At 45.5% G+C, this 20,876-nt stretch carries 16 protein-coding genes and 2 pseudogenes; 8 read left to right on the forward strand and 10 right to left on the reverse strand.

Annotated features, from left to right (window positions below; translation table 11 throughout):
- The first annotated feature begins 2 nt into the window (after positions 1-2).
- Entirely contained in the window at positions 3-956 is a 954-nt protein-coding gene (locus tag NI389_RS11190) for an aldo/keto reductase (RefSeq protein ID WP_308359998.1), read from the forward strand.
- Positions 957-961: 5 nt separating this feature from the next.
- Positions 962-1,981 (forward strand): aldo/keto reductase, encoded by a 1,020-nt coding sequence (locus tag NI389_RS11195; RefSeq protein ID WP_308359999.1) that lies wholly within the window; start codon positions 962-964, stop codon positions 1,979-1,981.
- Between the two features lie 74 nt (positions 1,982-2,055).
- Here the strand turns inward: NI389_RS11195 and hemN are convergent, their stop codons facing one another.
- On the reverse strand, positions 2,056-3,426 hold the full coding sequence (hemN, locus tag NI389_RS11200; RefSeq protein ID WP_308360000.1) for an oxygen-independent coproporphyrinogen III oxidase: 1,371 nt from the start codon (positions 3,424-3,426) through the stop codon (positions 2,056-2,058).
- A 130-nt stretch (positions 3,427-3,556) separates the two neighbouring features.
- The gene (locus NI389_RS11205; RefSeq protein WP_308360001.1) at positions 3,557-5,587 is read right to left on the reverse strand and encodes a methyl-accepting chemotaxis protein; all 2,031 of its coding nucleotides are present in this window, start codon (positions 5,585-5,587) and stop codon (positions 3,557-3,559) included.
- A gap of 163 nt (positions 5,588-5,750) precedes the next feature.
- Here NI389_RS11205 and NI389_RS11210 point away from each other — a divergent pair, with 163 nt between their 5' ends.
- A complete protein-coding gene (locus tag NI389_RS11210) occupies positions 5,751-6,509 on the forward strand; it encodes an NAD-dependent epimerase/dehydratase family protein (RefSeq protein WP_308360002.1) in 759 nt (252 codons plus the stop codon).
- Positions 6,510-6,569: 60 nt separating this feature from the next.
- On the opposite strand, the gene hutC is transcribed toward NI389_RS11210, so the two are convergent.
- A complete protein-coding gene (hutC, locus tag NI389_RS11215; protein WP_308360003.1) occupies positions 6,570-7,274 on the reverse strand; it encodes a histidine utilization repressor in 705 nt (234 codons plus the stop codon).
- A gap of 111 nt (positions 7,275-7,385) precedes the next feature.
- Between hutC and hutI the strand changes: the two genes are divergently transcribed.
- Positions 7,386-8,609, forward strand: a complete 1,224-nt coding sequence (gene hutI / locus NI389_RS11220; RefSeq protein ID WP_308360004.1) for an imidazolonepropionase — start codon at positions 7,386-7,388, stop codon at positions 8,607-8,609.
- Positions 8,610-8,633: 24 nt separating this feature from the next.
- The gene (locus NI389_RS11225; RefSeq protein ID WP_308360005.1) at positions 8,634-10,430 is read left to right on the forward strand and encodes a GGDEF domain-containing phosphodiesterase; all 1,797 of its coding nucleotides are present in this window, start codon (positions 8,634-8,636) and stop codon (positions 10,428-10,430) included.
- On the opposite strand, the gene NI389_RS11230 is transcribed toward NI389_RS11225, so the two are convergent.
- Together NI389_RS11230 and rraA are read right to left on the reverse strand one after the other, a co-directional pair.
- Positions 10,395-11,459, reverse strand: coding sequence for a formimidoylglutamase (locus NI389_RS11230; protein ID WP_308360006.1), 1,065 nt, complete (start codon positions 11,457-11,459; stop codon positions 10,395-10,397). The two genes, NI389_RS11225 and NI389_RS11230, sit on opposite strands and share 36 nt — an antisense overlap.
- Positions 11,459-11,974: a ribonuclease E activity regulator RraA gene (gene rraA, locus NI389_RS11235; RefSeq protein ID WP_308360007.1), complete on the reverse strand. Its 516-nt coding sequence runs from the start codon at positions 11,972-11,974 to the stop codon at positions 11,459-11,461. The genes NI389_RS11230 and rraA overlap by 1 nt, the downstream gene beginning before the upstream one ends.
- Positions 11,975-12,143: 169 nt before the next feature.
- On the opposite strand from rraA, the gene NI389_RS11240 reads away from it, so the two are divergent.
- The 3 genes and pseudogenes from NI389_RS11240 (at position 12,144) to NI389_RS11250 (ending at position 15,735) form a co-directional block, all read left to right on the forward strand.
- Positions 12,144-12,665: a phosphatase PAP2 family protein gene (locus NI389_RS11240; protein WP_308360008.1), complete on the forward strand. Its 522-nt coding sequence runs from the start codon at positions 12,144-12,146 to the stop codon at positions 12,663-12,665.
- Positions 12,662-13,713, forward strand: a pseudogene (locus NI389_RS11245) (MJ1255/VC2487 family glycosyltransferase). Before NI389_RS11240 ends, NI389_RS11245 begins: the two are co-directional and overlap by 4 nt.
- Before the next feature lie 141 nt (positions 13,714-13,854).
- Entirely contained in the window at positions 13,855-15,735 is a 1,881-nt protein-coding gene (locus NI389_RS11250; RefSeq protein ID WP_308360009.1) for a methyl-accepting chemotaxis protein, read from the forward strand.
- Positions 15,736-15,769: 34 nt separating this feature from the next.
- Here the strand turns inward: NI389_RS11250 and NI389_RS11255 are convergent, their stop codons facing one another.
- From NI389_RS11255 to priA, 5 genes and pseudogenes are all read right to left on the reverse strand, one after another.
- Positions 15,770-16,144: a gamma-butyrobetaine hydroxylase-like domain-containing protein gene (locus NI389_RS11255; protein ID WP_308360010.1), complete on the reverse strand. Its 375-nt coding sequence runs from the start codon at positions 16,142-16,144 to the stop codon at positions 15,770-15,772.
- Between the two features lie 46 nt (positions 16,145-16,190).
- On the reverse strand, positions 16,191-17,519 hold the full coding sequence (hslU, locus tag NI389_RS11260) for an HslU--HslV peptidase ATPase subunit (protein ID WP_208842126.1): 1,329 nt from the start codon (positions 17,517-17,519) through the stop codon (positions 16,191-16,193).
- Between the two features lie 11 nt (positions 17,520-17,530).
- A complete protein-coding gene (gene hslV / locus NI389_RS11265) occupies positions 17,531-18,049 on the reverse strand; it encodes an ATP-dependent protease subunit HslV (protein WP_208842127.1) in 519 nt (172 codons plus the stop codon).
- A 77-nt stretch (positions 18,050-18,126) separates the two neighbouring features.
- Positions 18,127-18,663 (reverse strand): SPOR domain-containing protein, encoded by a 537-nt coding sequence (locus tag NI389_RS11270; RefSeq protein WP_308360011.1) that lies wholly within the window; start codon positions 18,661-18,663, stop codon positions 18,127-18,129.
- Positions 18,664-18,668: 5 nt separating this feature from the next.
- Positions 18,669-20,839, reverse strand: a pseudogene (gene priA / locus NI389_RS11275) (primosomal protein N').
- Positions 20,840-20,876: the final 37 nt, after the last annotated feature.

Consider the following 20,876-nt stretch of genomic DNA (forward strand, 5'->3'; position numbering starts at 1 on the left):
AAATGAAATACAGGAAAATAGGCCAGTCAGGATTATCAGCGAGCATACTTTCTGTTGGTGGTTGGAAAAACTTTGGCGAGCGGTTAAATGACACCGACTCGAAGCGAATTATTCATCATGCGGTAGAACAAGGCATTAATTCGTTCGACACCGCCGATGTGTATGGCAATGCTGAGGAGGCAATGGGGCGAGCTTTTAAAGGACTGGACCGCAACAAATTAGTCTTAAGTTCGAAATGCTATTGGCCAATGAGCGATGACGTTAACGATCGAGGGCTTTCACGCAAACATGTTCGAGCGTCGGTAGAGAATTCATTGAAGCGTTTAGATACGGATTATATCGACCTGTATTTATGTCACCGATTTGATGAACATACGCCGCTACGTGAGACGATCCGTACTTTTGATGACCTAATCCGTGATGGAAAAATTTTGTATTGGGGCACCAGTGCTTGGACAAAAGAGCAATTGGTGCAAGCATTTCAAGTCTGCGAAGAAATGGGCTATGAACCACCGATTGTTGAGCAGGCAGAATATTCTCTCTTAGTGCGTGACTATGTCGAGCAAGAAATTCAACCGCTTAGAGAACAGTATGGATTGGGGTTGATGTGCTGGAGCCCTCTTGCTGCGGGTATCTTGGCAGGTAAAAATTTAGATCAACATGTGCAACCAAATACTTTGCTATCGACCTACAGCCCCCAGCTACGTGATAAGTATTGGAATGATGGACACGTTGCTAAAGCACAACAACTGCGCACGCTCAGTGAAAAACTCGATGTGCCCATGGCGACGCTTGCGTTGGCGTGGCTCGCTGAAAATAGAAAGGTCGATAGCATCGTAGTCGGTGTGTCATCGTTTGAGCAACTTACCGCAAACCTTAATGCGGTTGACTATGCACTCGATGCAACAACAAAAGCGCAGCTAAACACGATTTTCCAATCCAGTGAAAAGGAATAAGCAGGATGAAAACCATCACATTAAAACACCTTGATAAAACGCTGCCTAATCTTGGACTGGGTTGCATGGGGATGTCCGAGTTCTACGGCACCGCACTGTCGCAAACGGATGCGCTTAACGTCATGCAAACCGCGTACGACAGTGGAGTCAGAATGTTTGATACCGCCGATTTCTATGGCGATGGTGACAATGAGCGATTAATTGGGCAATTTATTAAACGCACCCACGGTGACTTGGTTGTTGCGACTAAATGTGGCATCGTCAGAGGCAAAGAAGTCATGGCGGATGGAAATTTTCGCCGTGAATACAACAACCGTCCAGAATACATAAAACAAGCATGCGAACAAAGTTTGCAGCGCCTCGGGGTTGAATGTATTGATTTATTTTATCTGCATCGTATCGACCCAAATGTGCCCATTGAAGAGTCCGTCGGTGCATTATCTGAACTTGTGAAAGCGGGGAAAATTAAAGCCATAGGGCTGTCAGAAGCTGACCCATCGACGTTGGAGCGTGCGCACAAGGTTCATCCTATAAGCGCATTGCAAACGGAATATTCGATTTGGTCGCGAGGCGTTGAGGAACACATTTTACCTAAGTGCAGAGAGCTTGGTATCACTTTTGTTGCCTATTCTCCTCTTGGTCGAGGTATGGTGCCACGCTCTCGACAAGCTGCTCGTTTTGATTTTGAACCAACTGATTTCAGACTCAGCTTAGAGCGCGCAACCTCAGAAAATATGCACAAAAACCAACATTTGTATGACTTGCTCTATGATATTTCGGACGGATTGGGCATTACCCCATTTCAGTTGATGTTGGCGTGGTTAATGGCGCAAGGTGATGATGTCTTGCCGATTCCAGGTTCGACCAAGTCGGCAAATATCCTTTCAAATGTACGTGCCGCACAGTTGGCTTTAGAGCCGAGTTTAGTTGCACAGCTGAGTGAGGCATTCTTGCCGACGAATGTTGCTGGTGGCCGTTATACAGTGAATAAAGAAGTTGCTGCTAATGCTGCAGAAATGAAGTAAAGCCACAACTCAACAAACGAAAAGGCTCAATGTCATGTGACATTGAGCCTTTTTTTAGAGTGTCAACACAGCGCTTATATGACGCGCGAAAATCGGGTGTTTTTCACTTGGCTTTGTAAATAAGCGTCAAAACACATGCAGATAATACGAATGAATAAATTACCGGTGCGAGTGACTTTGATGTTTGTTTCGTTTACCTCAACAAGGCCGTCAGCGACGAGTGGTTGCAGTGCGGTAATTGCATCAGCAAAATACGCATCAAACGTAATTTCAAATTGTGCTTCAAACGATGATTTATCGAGTTCGAAATGACAAATGAGCTGTTTAATAACCGCTGCGCGGATCTCATCATCTCGATGCAGTGTGATCCCTTTGCTAATCGCACAGCCATTATCCGTAATTGCTTGGTAATAAGGTTTTAAATCTTTTTCATTTTGCAAAATCATATGACCAATTTGCGAAATTGATGACACACCTAGACCAAGCAAATCACATTCACCATGGGTTGTGTAACCTTGAAAGTTACGATGGAGATGACCTTCATTCTGTGCAATGGCAAGTTCGTCTTCTTTTTTGGCAAAATGATCCATGCCGATGAATTGATAGCCCGCTTGTGTCATTTGTTGAAGGGTTTGCTTGAAGATGGCTAACTTGTCTGCAGCACCTGGCATGTCGGATTCTTTCAACTTACGCTGCGCTGCGAAACGATCAGGTAAGTGTGCGTAATTAAAAACAGATACTCTGTCAGGTGAGAGCGCAATCAACTGCTCGATGGTCTCTCGGTAACTTTCAACGGTCTGGAACGGCAAACCGTAAATCATGTCCATATTGATGGATTTAAACCCAAGAGTGCGAGCCTCATTCAATACCGCTAACACTTCTTCAACCTGTTGCGGGCGGTTGACTGCCGCTTGCACATCGTCATTAAAGTCCTGTACACCGAACGACACGCGATTAAAACCAAGTTCATGAAGACGGCGTATCATATTGGGTGCAAGAGAGCGAGGGTCGATTTCGATACCGCGTTGAGCCTCGTTTGAAAACGAAAACGAGTTATTGAGAATAAGGATCAACCGAGTCATCTGCTCATCGGTCAAAAAGGTTGGCGTGCCGCCACCTAAATGAAGTTGTTCAACACGATAGTCTTGGAAAAGCGGCGCTTTGGCTGCAATTTCCTTTTCAAGGTAGTCTAAATAAACATCTGCTTTTGATTGATGACGGGTAATGATTTTATTGCAGCCGCAGTAGTAACAAAGCTGATGGCAAAATGGGATGTGAATATACAGAGACAGCGCTTTGGACGAAGAACCATCAATCGCTGCCTGTAAGTCTTTTTGGCTATACCCCGATTCAAGTGATAAAGCCGTTGGATACGACGTATATCTGGGGCCTGAAATATTGTATTTTTTGATTAGGGAATCATCCCAAATTGGCAAATTAATCACGATACGCACTCATTGATAATAATGATGTCCGAAGTGTAAGAGAAAATTAAAATAGCCAAGTTGATCTGCCGCAAGCTTGACGGAGAAACAAAAAAGGTCGCTTTCGCGACCTTTTAAGCGGTAGCAGTAATTAGAGTTTAAATTGATTCACTGAAGCGTTGAGCGCTCTGGCCAAATCATTCAAATCACTGGCTTCCGACGCTAATGTGCCGGCATGGTGCGCCGTATTGTTGACGAGTTCATTGATTGAGTTAAGGCTGTTGTTAATGTCTTCAGCGACCACCGTTTGTTGCTCTGTCGACGTTGCGATTTGATGACTTTGATCTTGAACAACCGTCACAGCATCCATGATATTTTGCAGTGCCTGAAGCACCTCTTGAGTTTGAGTGACTGAGCCTTCCGCTTGGTCTTGACCTTGTTGCATCATCGTTGAAGCTTGTTGTGCAATTTGTTGCAAGCGCGAGATCATGTTACGGATGTCATCGGTAGACTCTTGTGTACGGCTTGCAAGAGAACGCACTTCGTCAGCAACCACCGCAAAACCACGACCTTGTTCACCGGCACGGGCAGCTTCAATAGCCGCGTTAAGTGCGAGTAAGTTAGTTTGCTCAGCGATGCTGTTAATGACGTCCACCACAGCGCCAATGCTACTGGTTTCTTGTTCAAGACCAGCAACAACTTTTGCCGCTTCACCGATGTGGCTGGATAAATTGGTCATCACGTTTTGAGCTTGAGAAGAACGCGACATGCCATCTTCTGTCATACGTTGCACTTGCTCTGCTGCATGATTGGTCTCTTGAGCATTTCGAGAAATTTCGAGAACCGTAGCCGCCATTTCAGTAACCGCGGCACTGACGCTATCGACTTGTTCTTTCTCTTGCTGGATCTCATGGTTAGTATTGTTCGATACTTCTCGTAATTGTTCCGACGCACTGCCTAACTGGGAAGCTTGTGCCGCAGTATCAATCATCATCGCGCGCAGTTTGTCGATGAAGGTATTCATGTGTAGAGCAAGTTGACCAATTTCATCTTTACTGTCGATTTCAATACGACGCGTTAAGTCACCATCGCCTGTGGCAATGTCCTGCATCGTCTTGGTTAGCACAACGATAGGTTTGGTGATCATGTTTGTCGCAAGAATAATCATGGCAATGACAATGCCGAGAATGACAATTACGGTCGTCACGGTCGTCATGACGGCTTTTTCGACTGGCGCCTCAATGAAGCTCATGGGGATTAAAATCCCAACGTGCCAATCAAGCAGCGGTTTATCTAAACTCAATGAATCATAAACCACGTAATATTCTTCACCGTTAAAGGTCACAATGCTGTTGCCTTTCGGTGTCGATTTTATTTGTTGATTGAGTGATTTGAAGCCGCTCGTTGCTGGGAATTGCGCTTCAAGCGCGTCGAGCCCTTCTTTTCCTTTTGGACCTTCATCTGTAATAGACAGCTTGTGCCCCGTACGTTTTGATAGGTGAACGACTTTGAGTTGATCATCTAATAAGAAGCCGAAACCTTGCCCTGAAAAACGAATGTTTTCGGCCAGCTCACTGATTTTTTTCAGCTTAAGGTCGACACCACCTACACCTACTAGTTGCCCAGCATCGTTATAAACCGGTTGTTGAACTACCGCATTGACCGCACCGGTGTTGATATCAACAGAGACCGCACCAACAAAAAGTTTGCCTTTTGCCATCGTTTCTTGCCACCAAGGGCGCTTGTAAGCAAAGTAGGGTTCACCCTCTTTATAATTTGAGGTACGTTCGTTTTCTTTGAAATATTCCCCTGTTTTTGCGGAAGCAAAAAACGCAGAATGTAAATTCTCATCACGGCCGCTGATCCGTACAAAATCAGCGTTGACTTCTTGATAATCCTTATCTTTCGAAAGATCGCTTTCCCTTTGTGAGTATTCGGTAAACCAATTTAAAACGTGCGGGCTGGTTACAAACGTTTCTACCACACTGCCATATTGCTTGAAATACGACTCCATAGAGAGTTTTTCGGAATGAATATAGCTTTGTGCTTCACGCTGCACACCTTGGCGAGATAAATCGGCAATGTGATTCACGAAATACATTGATGCGACGATCAATAAAATACCGATCGTACCGCCGATTAGGACCAATATTTTTTGGCGAAAGGACAGATTATCAAGCATGGCAATCTCTTTATCTGGATTATTGTTATTGGATAGAGCTCATCCAAGTATAAAACCATATCTGACGGCACTTTGCTACCGTTTGCGGTAAGACTTTTCAGCTTATTTGTGCTTCAATGACATTCATCCAATATCTTAGAAAAGTATAGTCAGAAAATTTGTAATGGCTGAAATAATTATTCTAGGTGCAGGGTGGTTAGGTAAACCACTATGTCACTATTTTGAAAAGAAAAAATATCATGTTGAAGGGACAAGTCGCTCGCCGTCTGCTGAACCATTTATGAAAGTATTTACGCTCGAAGGCCAGCAAATGGTCCATGATTTGACGTTGGCAGACGCGTATTGGGTTTGTGCAATCCCACCAAGAGCAAGTGATCCCGATTCATCGTATCTTGCGATGTTGGATGCGGCCCTTAGTTTATCGAACACCATGAAATGCAGGGGTTTTTTGTTGTGTTCCAGTACGGGCGTGTATGCCGAAGAAGACGGACGTTATGATGAAACCGGCGCATTGGCTGCACCAACGTCGCGTCGAATACAAGTATTGCAAGAAGCTGAACAGAAAGTTTTGTCTTCTGGCGGAAAAGTACTTCGACTGGCTGGACTCGTTGGCCCACAGCGTGAACCAGGGCAATTTGTGGCAGGAAAAGTGTTACGCAGTTCGGCTCAAGCTCTCGTTAATATGGTTCACCGAGATGATGTCATCGCGGCAATTGATGTTGTGCTGTCGAATTGGCGCGAAGCTCGAGACATTTATAACGTGTGTTACCCAGCTCACCCGACTCGATTTGAGTACTATCAAGCTCATTGTGGCGAAAAAGGAACCGACATGCCTGAGTTTATGAGTCAACAGACACAACAAAGAGTGATAGATGGCAGTGCAATTGAGGCACTTGGACTGCGTTACGCCAATTCTATCTAACGACCCAACTGTTTGAAGAGAAAAGCGGTCCGCTTTTCTCTTCGTGTGTTCGCTGTTTTCTTAGCGGCGGAAAGTCAGGTGACCGCCCAAACGGTATTTACTGCCAGGTGAAATCAGCCGTGCAAAGCTAACAATGCCATCAGCAGACCACGTACGACGGATAATTTGCAAACAAGGCTCTTCGTTAAAGAGGTTTAGCCATTGACACACCTCTGAGTTTGGAGAGATGGCTTCTACGGTATGGCGTGCTTCTGTAAGTGGCGCAACTTGCGTGAGATACTCATGCGGTGTGATTTGAGAAAAATCTTGCTGCAGATAATGTGGTGCTTGTTTTGGGTTTACAAAGCGCTCTTCAACTTGAAGAGGTTGTTCGGTATCGTTGTGAACTAAGACACTCCGGTAAACTTGGCTGTTTATTTCTACACCCAGTGCGATAGCAATAGGCGCAATGGCCGACATTGACTCCAGTGTTAATACGGTGCAAGAGTAATTGCCGCCGCGATCTGCAACTTCATCGGCAATATTGCGGATCTCCAACATGGAGGATTGTGACTTAAAACTTGCTACAAAGGTGCCGAGCCCTTGGCTGCGGTTTAGAACTCCAGCATCGGTCAATTCAGTCAATGCGCGGCGTGCGGTCATGCGGCTAACTTGAAATTGTTCTGCGAGTTCGTTTTCTGACGGAACCCTATCATTTTCTTGCCATTTGTAAGCGCGAATATTGTCGATAATATGCTGCTTGATGAGCGCAAATTTTGGCTGCATGGTGTTCTTCTTGATGTCATGTTGGTCGATGCTGACAGTAAAGATGGCACGCTTCTCTTGTATATACAACACGGCTTGCTACACTTCAGTAAAATTTTTTGGAGTAACCCCATGCACAACCCTGATTTAGTGATCCTCGACGTAAACCTTGCCACGATGGATCCGAGTATCGCGGCGCCTTACGGTGCAATTGAGCAAGCTGCCATTTTTGTAAAAGATGGGAATATCATTTGGCTAGGTCAAATGGATGCATTGCCTGAGTTCGACGCACTGTCGACACCCGTTATTCAAGGGAAAGGTGCATGGATTACACCGGGGCTTATTGATTGCCACACTCACATCTTATTTGCGGGTTCCCGTGCGCAAGAGTTTGAACAGCGTTTACAAGGCGTTTCTTATCAAGAAATCGCAGCTCAAGGTGGCGGCATCGCGAGCACCGTGCGAGCAACACGACAAGCTGACGTTGAAGCTTTATTTGTTTTGGGAAAAACACGCCTAAATAGTCTGATGAAAGAAGGGGTGACGACGGTTGAAAGCAAATCTGGCTATGGGCTGGATTTAGAAAATGAGCTTAAGTTATTGGAAGTGAATCGCTTGCTCGATACACATCATCCAGTAACTGTTCAGAGCACCTTTTTAGGAGCTCATGCGGTGCCACCTGAATACAAAGGCAGGGCAGAACAGTACGTTGACTTAGTATGCGATGTCATGTTGCCAAAAGTTGCACAGGAAAAGTTAGCGGACGCAGTGGATGTTTTTTGCGAAAACGTGGGGTTCAGTTTCGAGCAAACAAAACGCGTTTTCAATAAAGCGACAGAGCTCGGCCTAAAAGTGAAATGTCATGCGGAACAATTGTCTAATCAGCATGGATCAGAGCTGGTCGCATCCTTTCAGGGCTTGTCTGCCGATCACATCGAATACCTCGATGAAACTGGCGTGATTGCCATGGCGAGTGCAGGCACGGTCGCGGTATTGCTGCCTACGGCATACTATTTCTTGCGTGAAACACAGCAACCGCCGATTGCATTACTTCGCGAGCATAATGTTGCGATGGCATTAGCAAGCGATTTTAATCCAGGCACTGCACCCCTTTGTTCACTGCGCCTGGTACTTAACATGGGGTGTACATTATTTCGATTAACGCCTGAAGAAGCCCTTGCTGGTGTCACTGTTAATGCGGCGAAAGCTTTGGGTCTTGGCGACCGAGGTATGTTGCAAGTTGGATTGCGTGCCGATTTAGCAATGTGGAATATTCAACACCCAGCAGAATTGAGCTATCAATTTGGCGTAAATGATCTGTTAAATCTCTGGATTTTGGGTAAACTTATTCAATAGTGTTGATTTAGCAATGGTTTGAATATGGGGTCTTTGATTGGGTTGGTAAGTGCGGCAATAGGCGTACCGACACAGATGTCTCAGTGGATTGCATCCGGATCTTTACAAGCCTGCTTCGCAGGGGCGCTCTTAATGGGCGTTTTTGCAACGGTGTTTTATCGCAGACCATTACTTGAAAAGTGCCTGCTTGTCCTCGCCAGTCTTGCAACACTGGCGATGTTTAGCTCAGGCACAATGTGGCTATCATTTGTGTTAGCTGGGCTCATGTTGTCGCAGTTATTTATTGCTATCCGAAGTAAAGTCATTCCACAAATTGCTGTAACAAGCCTTGCTTCGTTACTGACCTTTGCATTAATAAGTGTTTACTATCGGGCAGATTGGCCCGTGCTGTGGTTTGCACTTCCTATTTTACTGCTCCAAATCAACTTATTTTGGCAATCTGCACCGCTCAATATTGAGAGCGCACTTCCACGTCAAAAACGAATGATCGATCCTTTGGGCGTAGCAGACAAAGAAAGTTTGCGTCAGGCTTTCCTCAATTTGAAAGTTGCAGAGCCAATACCTGCTGTGTTGGTGTTATTGCGCTTAGAAGGTTTCCAAGACATTAACCTTCATCTAGGGCGTGATTACGGGGATATGTTACTTGTGCAATCCGCGAATCGACTACGTCAACAACTTCGTCACAAAGAAGTGGTATCGATTGCATGTAGCCAAGGATATGAGAAAGTGGCTCATTTAGGTGGACTGAACTTTGTATTTCTATGTCGGCTCGACGTTCACAAGCATTTGCATGAACAGTTACTTGACGATGTGTTTAACAACACGCTGAAGCCATTTAATGTCGCCAACTGTACATTGGAAATTAAGGCGCGAGCGAGTTATGTCAGTTGCGACGAAGCTCATGGTGATTTTGACCAAATATTAAACTACGCCTTTTTAGCCTTGGATGGTAACCCTCAACAGCAAGTTTGCCCGTATGAACCACAAATTCGGACGTTAAAGCAAGAGCAGCAGGCTCGCCTTGCGGAACTTGTCCATGCGGACTTTCGCAATGAATTTGAATTGTATTTCCAGCCGATTGTTCGACACGAAGATGGTGGCATTGAGTTTCTCGAATTACTGCTTCGATGGCAGCACCCTAAACAAGGAATTTTAGCTGCCAACGTGTTTATTGATGACATTCGCTTATCAGGTCTCGCATTACCCGTTGCGCAGTTTGTTATTGAACGTGCCGCTGAAATTGCGATGGCATTAAAGATGGAAAACTTATCCATTCCGCTTAGCTTGAATGTTTTTGGCCCAGAGATGCTTCATGAAGAGTTTATTGAGTTTATTGATAGCGTATTGCAGGAACATCAGCTTAACCCAGGTTCACTTATTATCGAATGTCCAGCGGCGTTATTTTTGTCGCTGACACCGCAAGAAATCGCGATGATTGCACGCCTAAAATCCCTTGGCGTTAAACTTTGTGTGGATGGATTTGGTGAGGCACCGCTAGTGTTGGCGAAGTTACCGAAGTTGTCTGTCGATTACGTTAAAATTGGCCAATCGTTGACGCGAGAGCACCAGCATCAAGGTCAGTTTAAAGCAATGGTGCGGGGTGTAGTTGAAATGCAGCAACAGTTAAACAGTAAAGTGTTGTGCGAAGGTGTGGAAACACTCGAGCAGCTTAACTTTACGAAAAGCTTAAATACTTATGGGGCACAAGGTTATTACTTCGCAAGACCACTAAGTAGTGTAGGTATGATTTCTTGGTTAAAGCAGTGGAATGCAGAGCATCCCACTTCAGCTTATAGCGAGTCGAGCTTGTCTGGCTTGTAAGTAACTACAAACTAGCGCGCTTAATACTTGACCTGCTTCATTCATGCCTTGTGCCAAGCCAAGCGGATGGTTACCTGGTGCCGCTTCGCACAGATGTAAGTACGCAGCATGTTTTTCACTCGCGGCCAAATGCACAAAATGCTCCGCATCATTGGCCGTAAATCCGCAATTAGTAAAGGCACTGACTGGGACTCCGCTAATTGCATCAACATCGACTTCAACACCCAATGGTAAACGCGTATCAAAATCCAATAATGCTTGTTTGCACGCCGTGGTTAAATTCAGTTTGCGACGAACTAAAATATCTTGATAGGACGTATATCCCGCATTTGCTTCGTGCAGTCCATTCAAAATATGCTGATTGTTTTTTTGTTCATGCATACCAATAACATGATAATGGGCCAGCAACTTGTGTTGATGTGCATAGCTAAAACCGTTACCACTATGACGACCTTCTAATGGACGAAAATCAGCATGAGGGTCAAAATTAATCGCATTGACCTTTTGTTGGCGAGCTCGATTTAAACCATTAATAATGCCATAAGCATTGTTATGTCCACCGCCAATCACAATCGGTTCCAAGCCGGCTTTAAAAATTGCCGTTAATACTTCACTGACCCGCTGGTCGAGCAGCTCACACAAATCACGAAGAGTCTTTAGTTCATCCGCTTCGCCTGATTTGATTAAATCGGCGGCTTGCTGCAAATCCCGACAGTCGACTTCGCCCAGTAAGAGTACTTTTCCTGCATCGAGGAATTGATTACTGGCGATGTTCAAAAAGCGTTTTAAGAAGGCTTTCCAGCCTTCCGTTGCACCACCCAATCCACAGTTAGCTCGTGGACCTATATCCTCAGCTATACCCACTAAGACGTAGCGAATACCAAAATCAGCGGCATCTTTTAACGCATCCGTGTAGTGGCTATTGGGATCGAGAAAGGCGACTTGTTGCCAAACGCGAATTTCATTCGCGCGAGCTACCGTGTATGACTCGATGTCACTCTCACGGTAGCAGATTAACGGACTACTCATTAAAACTCGTCAGCCTCGTCTTCTTCGAGCGTTTCTAGGAGTAGCTCTTCAGGTGATATGATGATCCCCGTGCTGTCTGCATATAAGTAGTCGTCATCAAAAAATGACACACCTGCAAAGTTTACAGGTACACCGACTTCACCAGCACCAAGACTATCAGCACCAACAGGAATAGACGCAATGGCCTGAACGCCGAGGTCGAGTTCTTCTAGCTCATCTACATGCCTAACTGCACCGTAAACAACCATACCTTCCCAGTTGTTTTCAAACGCGAGTTCAGCCACATCGATGTCAATTAACGCGCGACGAGTTGATCCACCACCGTCAACAAGAAGTACTTGACCACTTCCATCTTGTTGCAAGATTTCTCTGATCATTTCGTTGTTTTCAAAACATTTAACCGTTTTTATACGGCCACTGAAAGACGCGCGCCCACCAAAGTTCACAAACATTGGTTCTAACACGTCAACAACATCGACAAAATGATCGCACAGATCGGAAGTGCTGTAATCCATCCTGATTTCCTCTGAAATATTATGGTTGTTGGACTCAGTATACTCCCATCAACGGCCATATCAATCCCATTAATTGTACGCAATATTAATGTCTTAAAACTGTCACCTAGTTGTTATTTTTTCCACCTATGCTGAATTTGTGTGCAAGGTGTTTAAAAAGAGAAAAGCAATGAAAGCCTGGCTAAGCGAATTTGATACGGCGCTGTATTTTGTGTTGTTTAAACCAAAACGTTCAGAAGTGGTGCGACTCATCGCATTGACGCTGTCTAAAAGTGGTAATGGTGGCATGTACGTCATCTTAGGTTTCGGGTTTGCCTATTTGGTGCCGGAACTTGGCGTGCCTTTGCTCATCACAACGTTACTTGGGTTTGCCATAGAACGCCCCGTTTACTTCATTTGTAAAAAATACATAGGTCGAATTCGACCCTGTGATTGCTTTAAACAAGTGGCCTTTTTAACGCCTAGTGATCGATTTAGTTTGCCATCGGGCCACAGTGCAGGTGCTTTTCTGTTTGCTGCCTTGTGGGCTGCCGCCTTTCCAGAGTTTGCACTGATGTTATACGTTTGGGCGAGTGGCGTCGCAATTTCACGTGTGGTCGTGGGCGTACATTATCCTCTCGATATTGTAGCAGGCGCTATCTTGGGTCTGAGTTGTGCGGAATTGGCGTTGTATCTACAGGGAAAAGTATGAGAATTCTTTACGGTGTGCAGGGAACAGGGAATGGCCATATCACGCGAGCGAGGATGATGGCGGAAGGATTTGCGGCGCAAGGTGTGGAAGTTGACTATTTCTTTAGTGGTCGTTCTGAAGATAAGTACTTTGATATGGAGGCGTTTGGTGAGTTTAGAACGCGCGCGGGCCTGTCGTTTGTCACGGAACAAGGCAGCATCAAAGTTTGGAAAACCGCTAAACAACTCGGGGTGAGTCAATTCTTTAAAGATTTGAACAAACTTGATGTTTCTGAGTATGACTTGGTGTTTAACGACTTCGAGCCTCTATCAGCTTGGGCTGCGCGCCGACAAGGCGTGCCTGTAGTGGCGATGAGTCATCAAGCCTCATTTCTGCACGACGCAGTTCCCTCGCCTGGAAATCAGTTTTTTCACCGAGCCTTGATCCGAAACTTTGCGCCAGCAGATGTGTATCTGGGTGTCCATTGGCGTCCTTACCATTCACACATTTTGCCTCCTTTTGTAACGCACACTCCAGCGAATACCTATTGCCCGTCCATCGCAAACAAGGTGTTGGTGTATTTACCTTTTGAGCAGCTTTCCAGTGTGGTGGATTTCTTAAACGATTTTCCAGATAAAGAGTTTTATTGCTATCACCCTGAAGCAACCGATCAGTCACTTAAGCATATTCATTTGCGAGCTCCATCGAGAGGGGGTTCTTACGTGATTTAACCAACTCAAGTGGTGTGGTCGCGAATGCCGGTTTTGAACTCTCTACTGAAGCATTGCAGCTTGGTAAGAAGCTCTTACTAAAGCCGCTGCATGGCCAATTTGAGCAGCAAGCGAATATTGTCGCTCTGGAGCAGTTGAATCTCGCTCAATCTATGAACTACCTCAACCCAAATGCCCTAGATGATTGGATGAAATCGACCGGTGAAGGTTATTGCCAGTTTCCGAGCGATCCATCGCCTTTAATCGATTGGTTACTCAAAAAACAATGGCAAGATGTCGACACGATCCACCATCGATTGTGGCAACAAGTCGCCTTTTCTAAGCGTCATGCCGCCTAATGGATTGTTCCAAAGTTACAATACGTTACAGCTACTTGATTTGAAGCAGATTTTTGTCCGTTAAATTGCAACTTAGTATTACGCAATTGCCTGAATATACGACTATAATTGTGTTTGTTTTAGTAACGTAAGGTGAGGCGAATGGGCTTTTTAGAAAACTTTACCATTAAGCGCCGTTTGCAAATCAACGCGTTTGTCGTTGGTGTGGCAATGGTTGTCATGCTTCTGGTCATCATTTATGAAGCCAGAACCATGTTGAAGCTCAATGAAACCATACAGCTTGCTGAAGAACTCGATATTCATGAGTTAAGCATGCGTAAGTATGAGAAAAATTTCTTGTTTTATAAGGACATTGACGCGCTAGGTAAGTTTGATAAGGAGTATCAACAACTGAATTCAAAAGCTCAACAGCTAGAAGATTTGTTTAAAGCATTAAACATTAAACAAACGGAAACTTCGCAGTTCGGGCATTTGGCGAAACAGTATTACGATTCCTTTCAAGCCGTTGTAACGCTGCAAAAAACCATCGGGTTACACCCAAAAGATGGTTTGTACGGCGAATTACGTGGTGCAGTGCATGAAGTTGAAACGCTACTGAAACAAAACTCGAGCGATAGTTTGCTGGTAGTGATGTTGCAGTTACGACGCACTGAAAAAGATTTTATGCTCCGTTTGGACGATAAATATCGAAATACGTTCAATGAACTGATTACGCGATTTCAGACCGCTATTCGAGCCAGTGGGTTAAGCTCCAATGTGCAAACTGAGCTGCTGTCATTGGTCGATGTCTACAAAGCTAAGTTTAATGCGTTGGTTGATGCACAAGTTCAGCTTGGTTTAAATCTTGAGTCAGGTTTGCTCGGTAATATGAAAGCCAAAGTTGAGGAAAGCGACCAAGTTGTCACGCTCGTGGTAAATTTGGCTAAAGAGCAAACTCAGTTGAACGCTCGCAATACGCAAATGTTTGCGATTGCAGTCTTTATTGCTGCAGCAATCATTGTGATGTTGTTGGTGCTTTCGACAAGTCGCTCCATTATCAATCCGGTAGAGCGTGTGTATCAGACCATTGAGCGCATCCGTCGCGAGAATAATTTATCTTTGCTCATTGAGCAGACTGGCAATGACGAAATCACCCATATGACGGGAGACTTCAACAGTCTTATTGATGACTTCCGCAATCTCATTGCGGAGGTTAATAATGCGTTGACGACGATAAATGAAGCTACTCAGAATCTGACCGAAAGTTCGACTCAAACAAGTTCAGGTATGCGTGAACAGTTGCATGAAGCGGATATGGTGGCAACAGCTGCGACAGAGATGCAAGCAACGATTCAGGATATTAGTCATAATACCGAAGCGGCGGCGACAAAAGCAGAATCAACCAACGTGAATGCACAGCAAGGGCGCCAAGAAGTGGCGGCGACGATCAAATTGATTATGCACCTTTCCAGTTCGCTGGGTGGAGCATCGGAAGTGGTGTCTCAATTAGAGCGCGACGGGGAAACGATTGGTTCGGTGTTGGATGTTATTCGAGGCATCGCTGAGCAAACCAACCTACTTGCGCTAAACGCGGCCATTGAAGCGGCTCGTGCAGGCGAACAAGGTCGTGGTTTTGCGGTGGTTGCGGATGAAGTAAGGTCGCTTGCACAGCGCACACAGGACTCGACGAAAGAAATTGAAAGCATTATTTCTGGGTTGCAAGTTCGCACGCGCGAAGTGGTAAACATTATGGAGCAATGCCGTAGTCAGGGTAATGAGAGTGTGTCTCAGGCGGAAAAAGCAGGGCAACTGCTGGAGTCAATTACCAGTGACGTACAAACCATCATGGACATGAGTACACACATCGCCACTGCAATTGATGAGCAAAACCAAGTTGCGTCTGAGGTGAACAAAAACGTGGTGCGTATCCGTGATATCGCGCAAGTGGCTTCAGATCACGCGTTTGCGAATGCCCAAAGTACGGAAGAGGTAGCAGAGCAGGCGAGTGTCTTACATCAAGCCGTAGCTAAGTACCGAGTCTAATAAAGAGATATAAAGGGCGCGAAAGCGCCTTTTTTTATGGGGTGAATTTAATGGGGATATGACCCATGTCGTTCACGCGTTTTACATAAGCGGCTTGTAATGTCTCATGCTCTTTCGCCAACGCATGAAAATATTGCCAACTGAACAGCCCACTATTGTGGCCATCATCAAAGACAAGCCTTGCGGCATAATGGCCTACAGGCTCAATACGCTCAATGTTCACATGCTGCTTATTTAATATAAGACTTGTGGGTTCAAGAGAATGTTTGTGGCCATGACCTTGCACTTCTGCCGATGGGCTGTGTGTGCGCAAAAATTCACTACTAAAACTATGTAATTCACCATTATCAAAGTGTACGTCGAGTAACCGACGCTGTTTGTGGTAATGTAACTTTGTCACGAGATACATAATAGAGTACCGAAAAAAGGGTATCCAATGGATACCCTATAGGACATTACAAAATGAAGCGACTCAAATCTTCATCTTGAACTAGCATATCGAGATGGTCTTCAACGTAACTTGCGTCAATGACCAGTTTTTCACCCGTCTTATCTGAGGCGTCGAAGGAGATTTCTTCCATCAGTTTTTCCATTACTGTATGCAAACGACGAGCTCCAATGTTTTCAGTCTTTTCATTCACTTGGAAAGCCGCTTGAGCAATGCGATCAATGGCGTCATCAGTGAACTCAATGTTAACTTGCTCTGTTAACAATAGGGCTTGTTGCTGTTCAGTCAGCGACGCATGTGGTTCAGTTAAGATCCGTTTGAAATCATTTGCGGTCAACGCTTCAAGCTCTACTCGGATCGGTAAACGGCCTTGTAATTCAGGAATTAAATCTGATGGCTTAGCCATTTGGAACGCACCAGATGCGATAAATAAAATATGATCCGTTTTAACCATTCCGTGTTTTGTACTTACCGTGGAACCTTCAATCAATGGTAGCAAATCGCGTTGTACACCTTCGCGGCTCACATCTGGGCCTGACGTATCACCACGTTTACAAATTTTGTCGATTTCATCAATGAAAACGATACCGTTTTGCTCAACCGCGAAAATAGCTTGCTCTTTCAACTCTTCAGGGTTGACCATGCGTGCAGCTTCTTCTTCAATCAGCAACTTCATCGCTTCTTTAATTTTCAGCTTGCGTTTTTTCTTACGCTCATTACCGAAGTTTTGGAACATGCTTTGAAGTTGATTGGTCATCTCTTCCATACCCGGAGGTGCCATTATTTCAACTTGCGGAGCGCTTTCTGCAACATCGATTTCAATTTCTTTATCGTCAAGTTGGCCTTCACGCAATTTTTTACGGAACGCTTGGCGAGTGCTGTTATTTTCAGTCGGTTGCACTTCACCCCAAGCATCTTTTGCTGGTGGTAATAGTGCATCTAAAATACGTTCTTCAGCCGCTTCTTCAGCACGAAAACGATGCTTTTTCGCCTGCTGTTCACGCGTCATTTTGACCGAAATTTCGACTAGATCACGGATGATAGTCTCGACTTCTTTGCCCACATAACCAACTTCCGTAAATTTTGTCGCCTCTACTTTGATAAATGGCGCATTGGCGAGCTTTGCAAGACGACGTGCAATTTCGGTTTTACCCACACCCGTTGGACCAATCATAAGAATGTTCTTTGGTGTTACTTCTGCACGTAATGCTTCGTCTAATTGCATACGGCGCCAACGGTTACGAAGGGCAATCGCGACTGCTTTCTTCGCTTTTTGTTGGCCGATAATGTGTTGGTCCAGCTCGTGGACAATTTCTCTAGGCGTCATAGCTGTCATAGCAAGTCCTATTACAATTCTTCGATGGTCTGGTTGTGGTTGGTAAAGACACAGATGTCTGCGGCTATCTTCAGGCTTTTTTCTACGATTTCACGCGCGCCCAGTTCGGTGTTTTCAAGCAGTGCAGTTGCGGCCGCCTGTGCAAAATTGCCACCGCTGCCAATCGCGATGAGGTCATGTTCTGGCTGTAAGACGTCACCATTGCCGGTGATGATGAGGGATGCGGTTTCATCAGCAACTGCAAGCAAAGCTTCTAAACGACGGAGCGCTCGGTCGGTACGCCAATCTTTGGCCATTTCAACAGCCGCTCGCATGAGGTGTCCTTGGTGCATTTCCAACTTCGCTTCGAAACGCTCAAACAAGGTGAAGGCATCTGCTGTGCCGCCAGCGAAGCCCGCGAGTACTTTACCGTGGTATAAACGACGTACTTTACGCGCATTGCCTTTCATGACTGTGTTGCCAAGTGAAACTTGGCCATCGCCACCGATCACAACTTTGTCGCCACGGCGTACGCTCACTATCGTAGTCATAGTAATCCTTATAGCTGCATCTTCTTTGATGCATTAAACAAACTGATTACGACGATATGGGGGCTATTTTGACTTTATCAAGTCCAATTCAAAACGGTACAGCCCATGATTTTCGAGCGTTTGATGCGGTTTTTATCGGCTTCGGCGAGACGTTTTGTTTCATAAGGACCTAACCGGACAATAAACCAGACGCCATTTTTTCCCTCAACTCGACGTACCTCAGAGCTAAGTCCCGTAAAGGCAATTTTCGCTTTGAGTGTTTCCGCTTGATTGTACTCTCGAAATGCACCGCAACGAACTTGATAGGGTCCGCCTTGTTCCATTTCTTTGACCTCAACCTTCACCTCATGCTCCTTCATTTCTTTAATGAAATCGGGCATACGCGGTGGTTCCGCCTTCGTTTCAACGGTTGGTTGACTTTTTTGAGCAGTGGGGTGCTGCGCAAGTTTAACTTGTTCTGGGTCGGCATGCTGTTTGACATACCAAAGCCCAAAGCCAAAAGCCCCAACAAGCGTTGTCGCAATCACGACAAGGACGATTGGAAAGGGTTTCTTCGCAGGTTTCGCGTCTTTTTTGGGTCTGGGTTTTTTATTGATATAGTCGTGCTGTGCCATTGTCTTCAATACATGTCTATTGGATCAACATCAATACTCCAACGAATCCGATTCGCAAGTGGATGACTGTTGATGTAATCGCTTAACTGCGCCAAATAGTGGTGCAGTACGTTTCGGCTTTCAGCTTGAATATGTAGCTGATAGCGGAACTTGCCAGCGATCCGCTCAAGTGGAGCAGGTAACGGGCCCAGCAATTGTATACCAGCTAACCGCTGCTTCGGAACTAAATCGGATAAAAACTGCAAAACTTGTTCAAGTTTATGGCTGTCAGCACGGATCAAAGCCAAATGGCTAAATGGGGGTAGACCGACTTCTTGACGTTCAGACAACGCAAAACGCGCGAAATCTTGATAACCATTGTTGACCAAATCCTGGAGTAGCGGATGTTCCGGAAAATGTGTTTGCAATAGCACTTTACCCGGCTCTCCGCTACGACCTGCTCGGCCCGCAACCTGAGTGATGAGCTGTGCCATGTGTTCTGTTGCTCTGAAATCACTGGAGTAAAGTCCCGAATCGACATCTAAAATCACAACTAATGCAACGTCAGGAAAGTGATGGCCTTTCGCCAGCATTTGCGTACCTACTAACACCCGAGCTCCGCCACGACGAATTTCTTCAAGCGCTTCTTCAAAGGAGCCTTTCTTGCGAGTTGTATCTCGGTCTATCCGAGTAATGGGTGTATTGGGTAAATGCGCACTCAAAAACTCGGCAACCTGCTCAGTTCCAAGTCCCGTCGGCATAATTTGTGTACTGCCGCAGTCCGGGCATTGTCTAGGGATTGTGTTGACGTCTCCGCAGTGATGGCAAATGAGTTGAGCGATGCTTTTATGATAAGTTGCATTGCTTGAGCAGCGATGGCAATTACTCAACCATCCACATTCATGACAAATTAGTGTAGGAGCAAACCCACGACGATTAAGAAACACCATCACCTGTTTACCTCGCGCTAAGGTGTCTTGGATGGTTTGCAAAGTGATACCGGCAAAACCTTGTTGCGCTATTTGGCCTTTCATATCGACCAAATGAAATTGATTTGCGGTGGCCGTTTGTGCTCGTTGTGACAACGTGAGCAGGCGATACTTGTTAGAAATGGCATGTTGTAGCGACTCTAACGCAGGAGTTGCACTGCCTAGTATCATTGGAATTTGATGTGTAGCGGCACGATACGCGGCCAAATCGCGAGCGTGATAGCGCAATCCGTCTTGTTGTTTGAACGACGCATCGTGTTCTTCATCCACGATGACCATTCCGAGTTTCGCAAATGGGAGAAATATGCTTGAACGAGTGCCAATGACGATAGCACACTCGTTAGTTTCAACTTGTCTCCAGACTTCCAAGCGCTCGTTGTCACTGAGGTTGGAGTGCCACAATGCAATGGGGAGATTAGCAAAGCGTTTGCGAAAGCGATTGACGGTTTGAGGTGTCAAACCAATTTCGGGCACTAACACGAGCGCTTGTTGGCCTCGTTTCACGATGTCTTCAAGTGCTTGTAGGTAAACTTCAGTTTTGCCGCTACCGGTTATCCCTTCCAGAAGAAAACAGCTAAAAGCATCTACCTGTTTGATGGCGGCGCAAGCCGTTGCTTGTTCGGCGTTGAGTACAGGCTTATGATTAATCTGGATCACGTCGGACTGCCAGGTAGTCGGGGGGCAATAAAGCGTTCAACCAGAGACTTGTCTTCAAGCGATGTGATTTGCGCCTGAGTGAAACCCAGTGCTTTTATCTCACCGATACTACAAGCTCGGTTTTCAATTAAGTAATCCAACAGTGCTTGTTGCTTTTTACCTCGCACTTTTGCGGACCCTTGTTCACTCGGTTTCAACATCTGTGTCGCGAGCTTGTCAATGGCATCACCGTTTCGCAGTGCCGCAGGTAAGGCGGTAAACAGAGTTTCACCAAGAGGAAAGCAATAGTAACGAGAGCAAAATTGTAAGAACTTTAGATACGTGGCGGTGAGTATGGGCTGCTCGTCGATGACCTCATAAATTGATTTCAATTTGTCGACTGCAAGAGCCGTGTCTTCTTTAATAGCGAGCACGACGCCAACTAATTCACGTTTTCCGAAAGGTACGCGTACGCGCTTGCCGATCGCCAGTTTTGAACGATGAGACTCATCGACTAGGTAATCGAAAGTTCGATTTAACGGGACTTTTAGAGCTACTTCAACGAGTTTCATAATATCGACACAATCAATTACACAGCGTTACTTTACT

The organism is Pseudoalteromonas xiamenensis, assembly GCF_030994125.1.
GTDB classification, from domain to species: domain Bacteria; phylum Pseudomonadota; class Gammaproteobacteria; order Enterobacterales; family Alteromonadaceae; genus Pseudoalteromonas; species Pseudoalteromonas xiamenensis_B.

Bases quoted from the DNA above. Each gene is read 5' to 3' on its own strand.
- hslU (WP_208842126.1), bottom strand. From the start codon at position 17,519: ATGACAGCTATGACGCCTAGAGAAATTGTCCACGAGCTGGACCAACAC.
- NI389_RS11195 (WP_308359999.1), top strand. From the start codon at position 962: ATGAAAACCATCACATTAAAACACCTTGATAAAACGCTGCCTAATCTT.
- NI389_RS11210 (WP_308360002.1), top strand. From the start codon at position 5,751: ATGGCTGAAATAATTATTCTAGGTGCAGGGTGGTTAGGTAAACCACTA.
- NI389_RS11255 (WP_308360010.1), bottom strand. From the start codon at position 16,144: ATGTATCTCGTGACAAAGTTACATTACCACAAACAGCGTCGGTTACTC.
- NI389_RS11205 (WP_308360001.1), bottom strand. From the start codon at position 5,587: ATGCTTGATAATCTGTCCTTTCGCCAAAAAATATTGGTCCTAATCGGC.
- NI389_RS11270 (WP_308360011.1), bottom strand. From the start codon at position 18,663: ATGGCACAGCACGACTATATCAATAAAAAACCCAGACCCAAAAAAGAC.
- hutC (WP_308360003.1), bottom strand. From the start codon at position 7,274: ATGCAGCCAAAATTTGCGCTCATCAAGCAGCATATTATCGACAATATT.
- NI389_RS11230 (WP_308360006.1), bottom strand. From the start codon at position 11,459: ATGAGTAGTCCGTTAATCTGCTACCGTGAGAGTGACATCGAGTCATAC.
- NI389_RS11240 (WP_308360008.1), top strand. From the start codon at position 12,144: ATGAAAGCCTGGCTAAGCGAATTTGATACGGCGCTGTATTTTGTGTTG.
- NI389_RS11250 (WP_308360009.1), top strand. From the start codon at position 13,855: ATGGGCTTTTTAGAAAACTTTACCATTAAGCGCCGTTTGCAAATCAAC.
- NI389_RS11225 (WP_308360005.1), top strand. From the start codon at position 8,634: ATGGGGTCTTTGATTGGGTTGGTAAGTGCGGCAATAGGCGTACCGACA.
- hslV (WP_208842127.1), bottom strand. From the start codon at position 18,049: ATGACTACGATAGTGAGCGTACGCCGTGGCGACAAAGTTGTGATCGGT.
- hutI (WP_308360004.1), top strand. From the start codon at position 7,386: ATGCACAACCCTGATTTAGTGATCCTCGACGTAAACCTTGCCACGATG.
- NI389_RS11190 (WP_308359998.1), top strand. From the start codon at position 3: ATGAAATACAGGAAAATAGGCCAGTCAGGATTATCAGCGAGCATACTT.
- rraA (WP_308360007.1), bottom strand. From the start codon at position 11,974: ATGGATTACAGCACTTCCGATCTGTGCGATCATTTTGTCGATGTTGTT.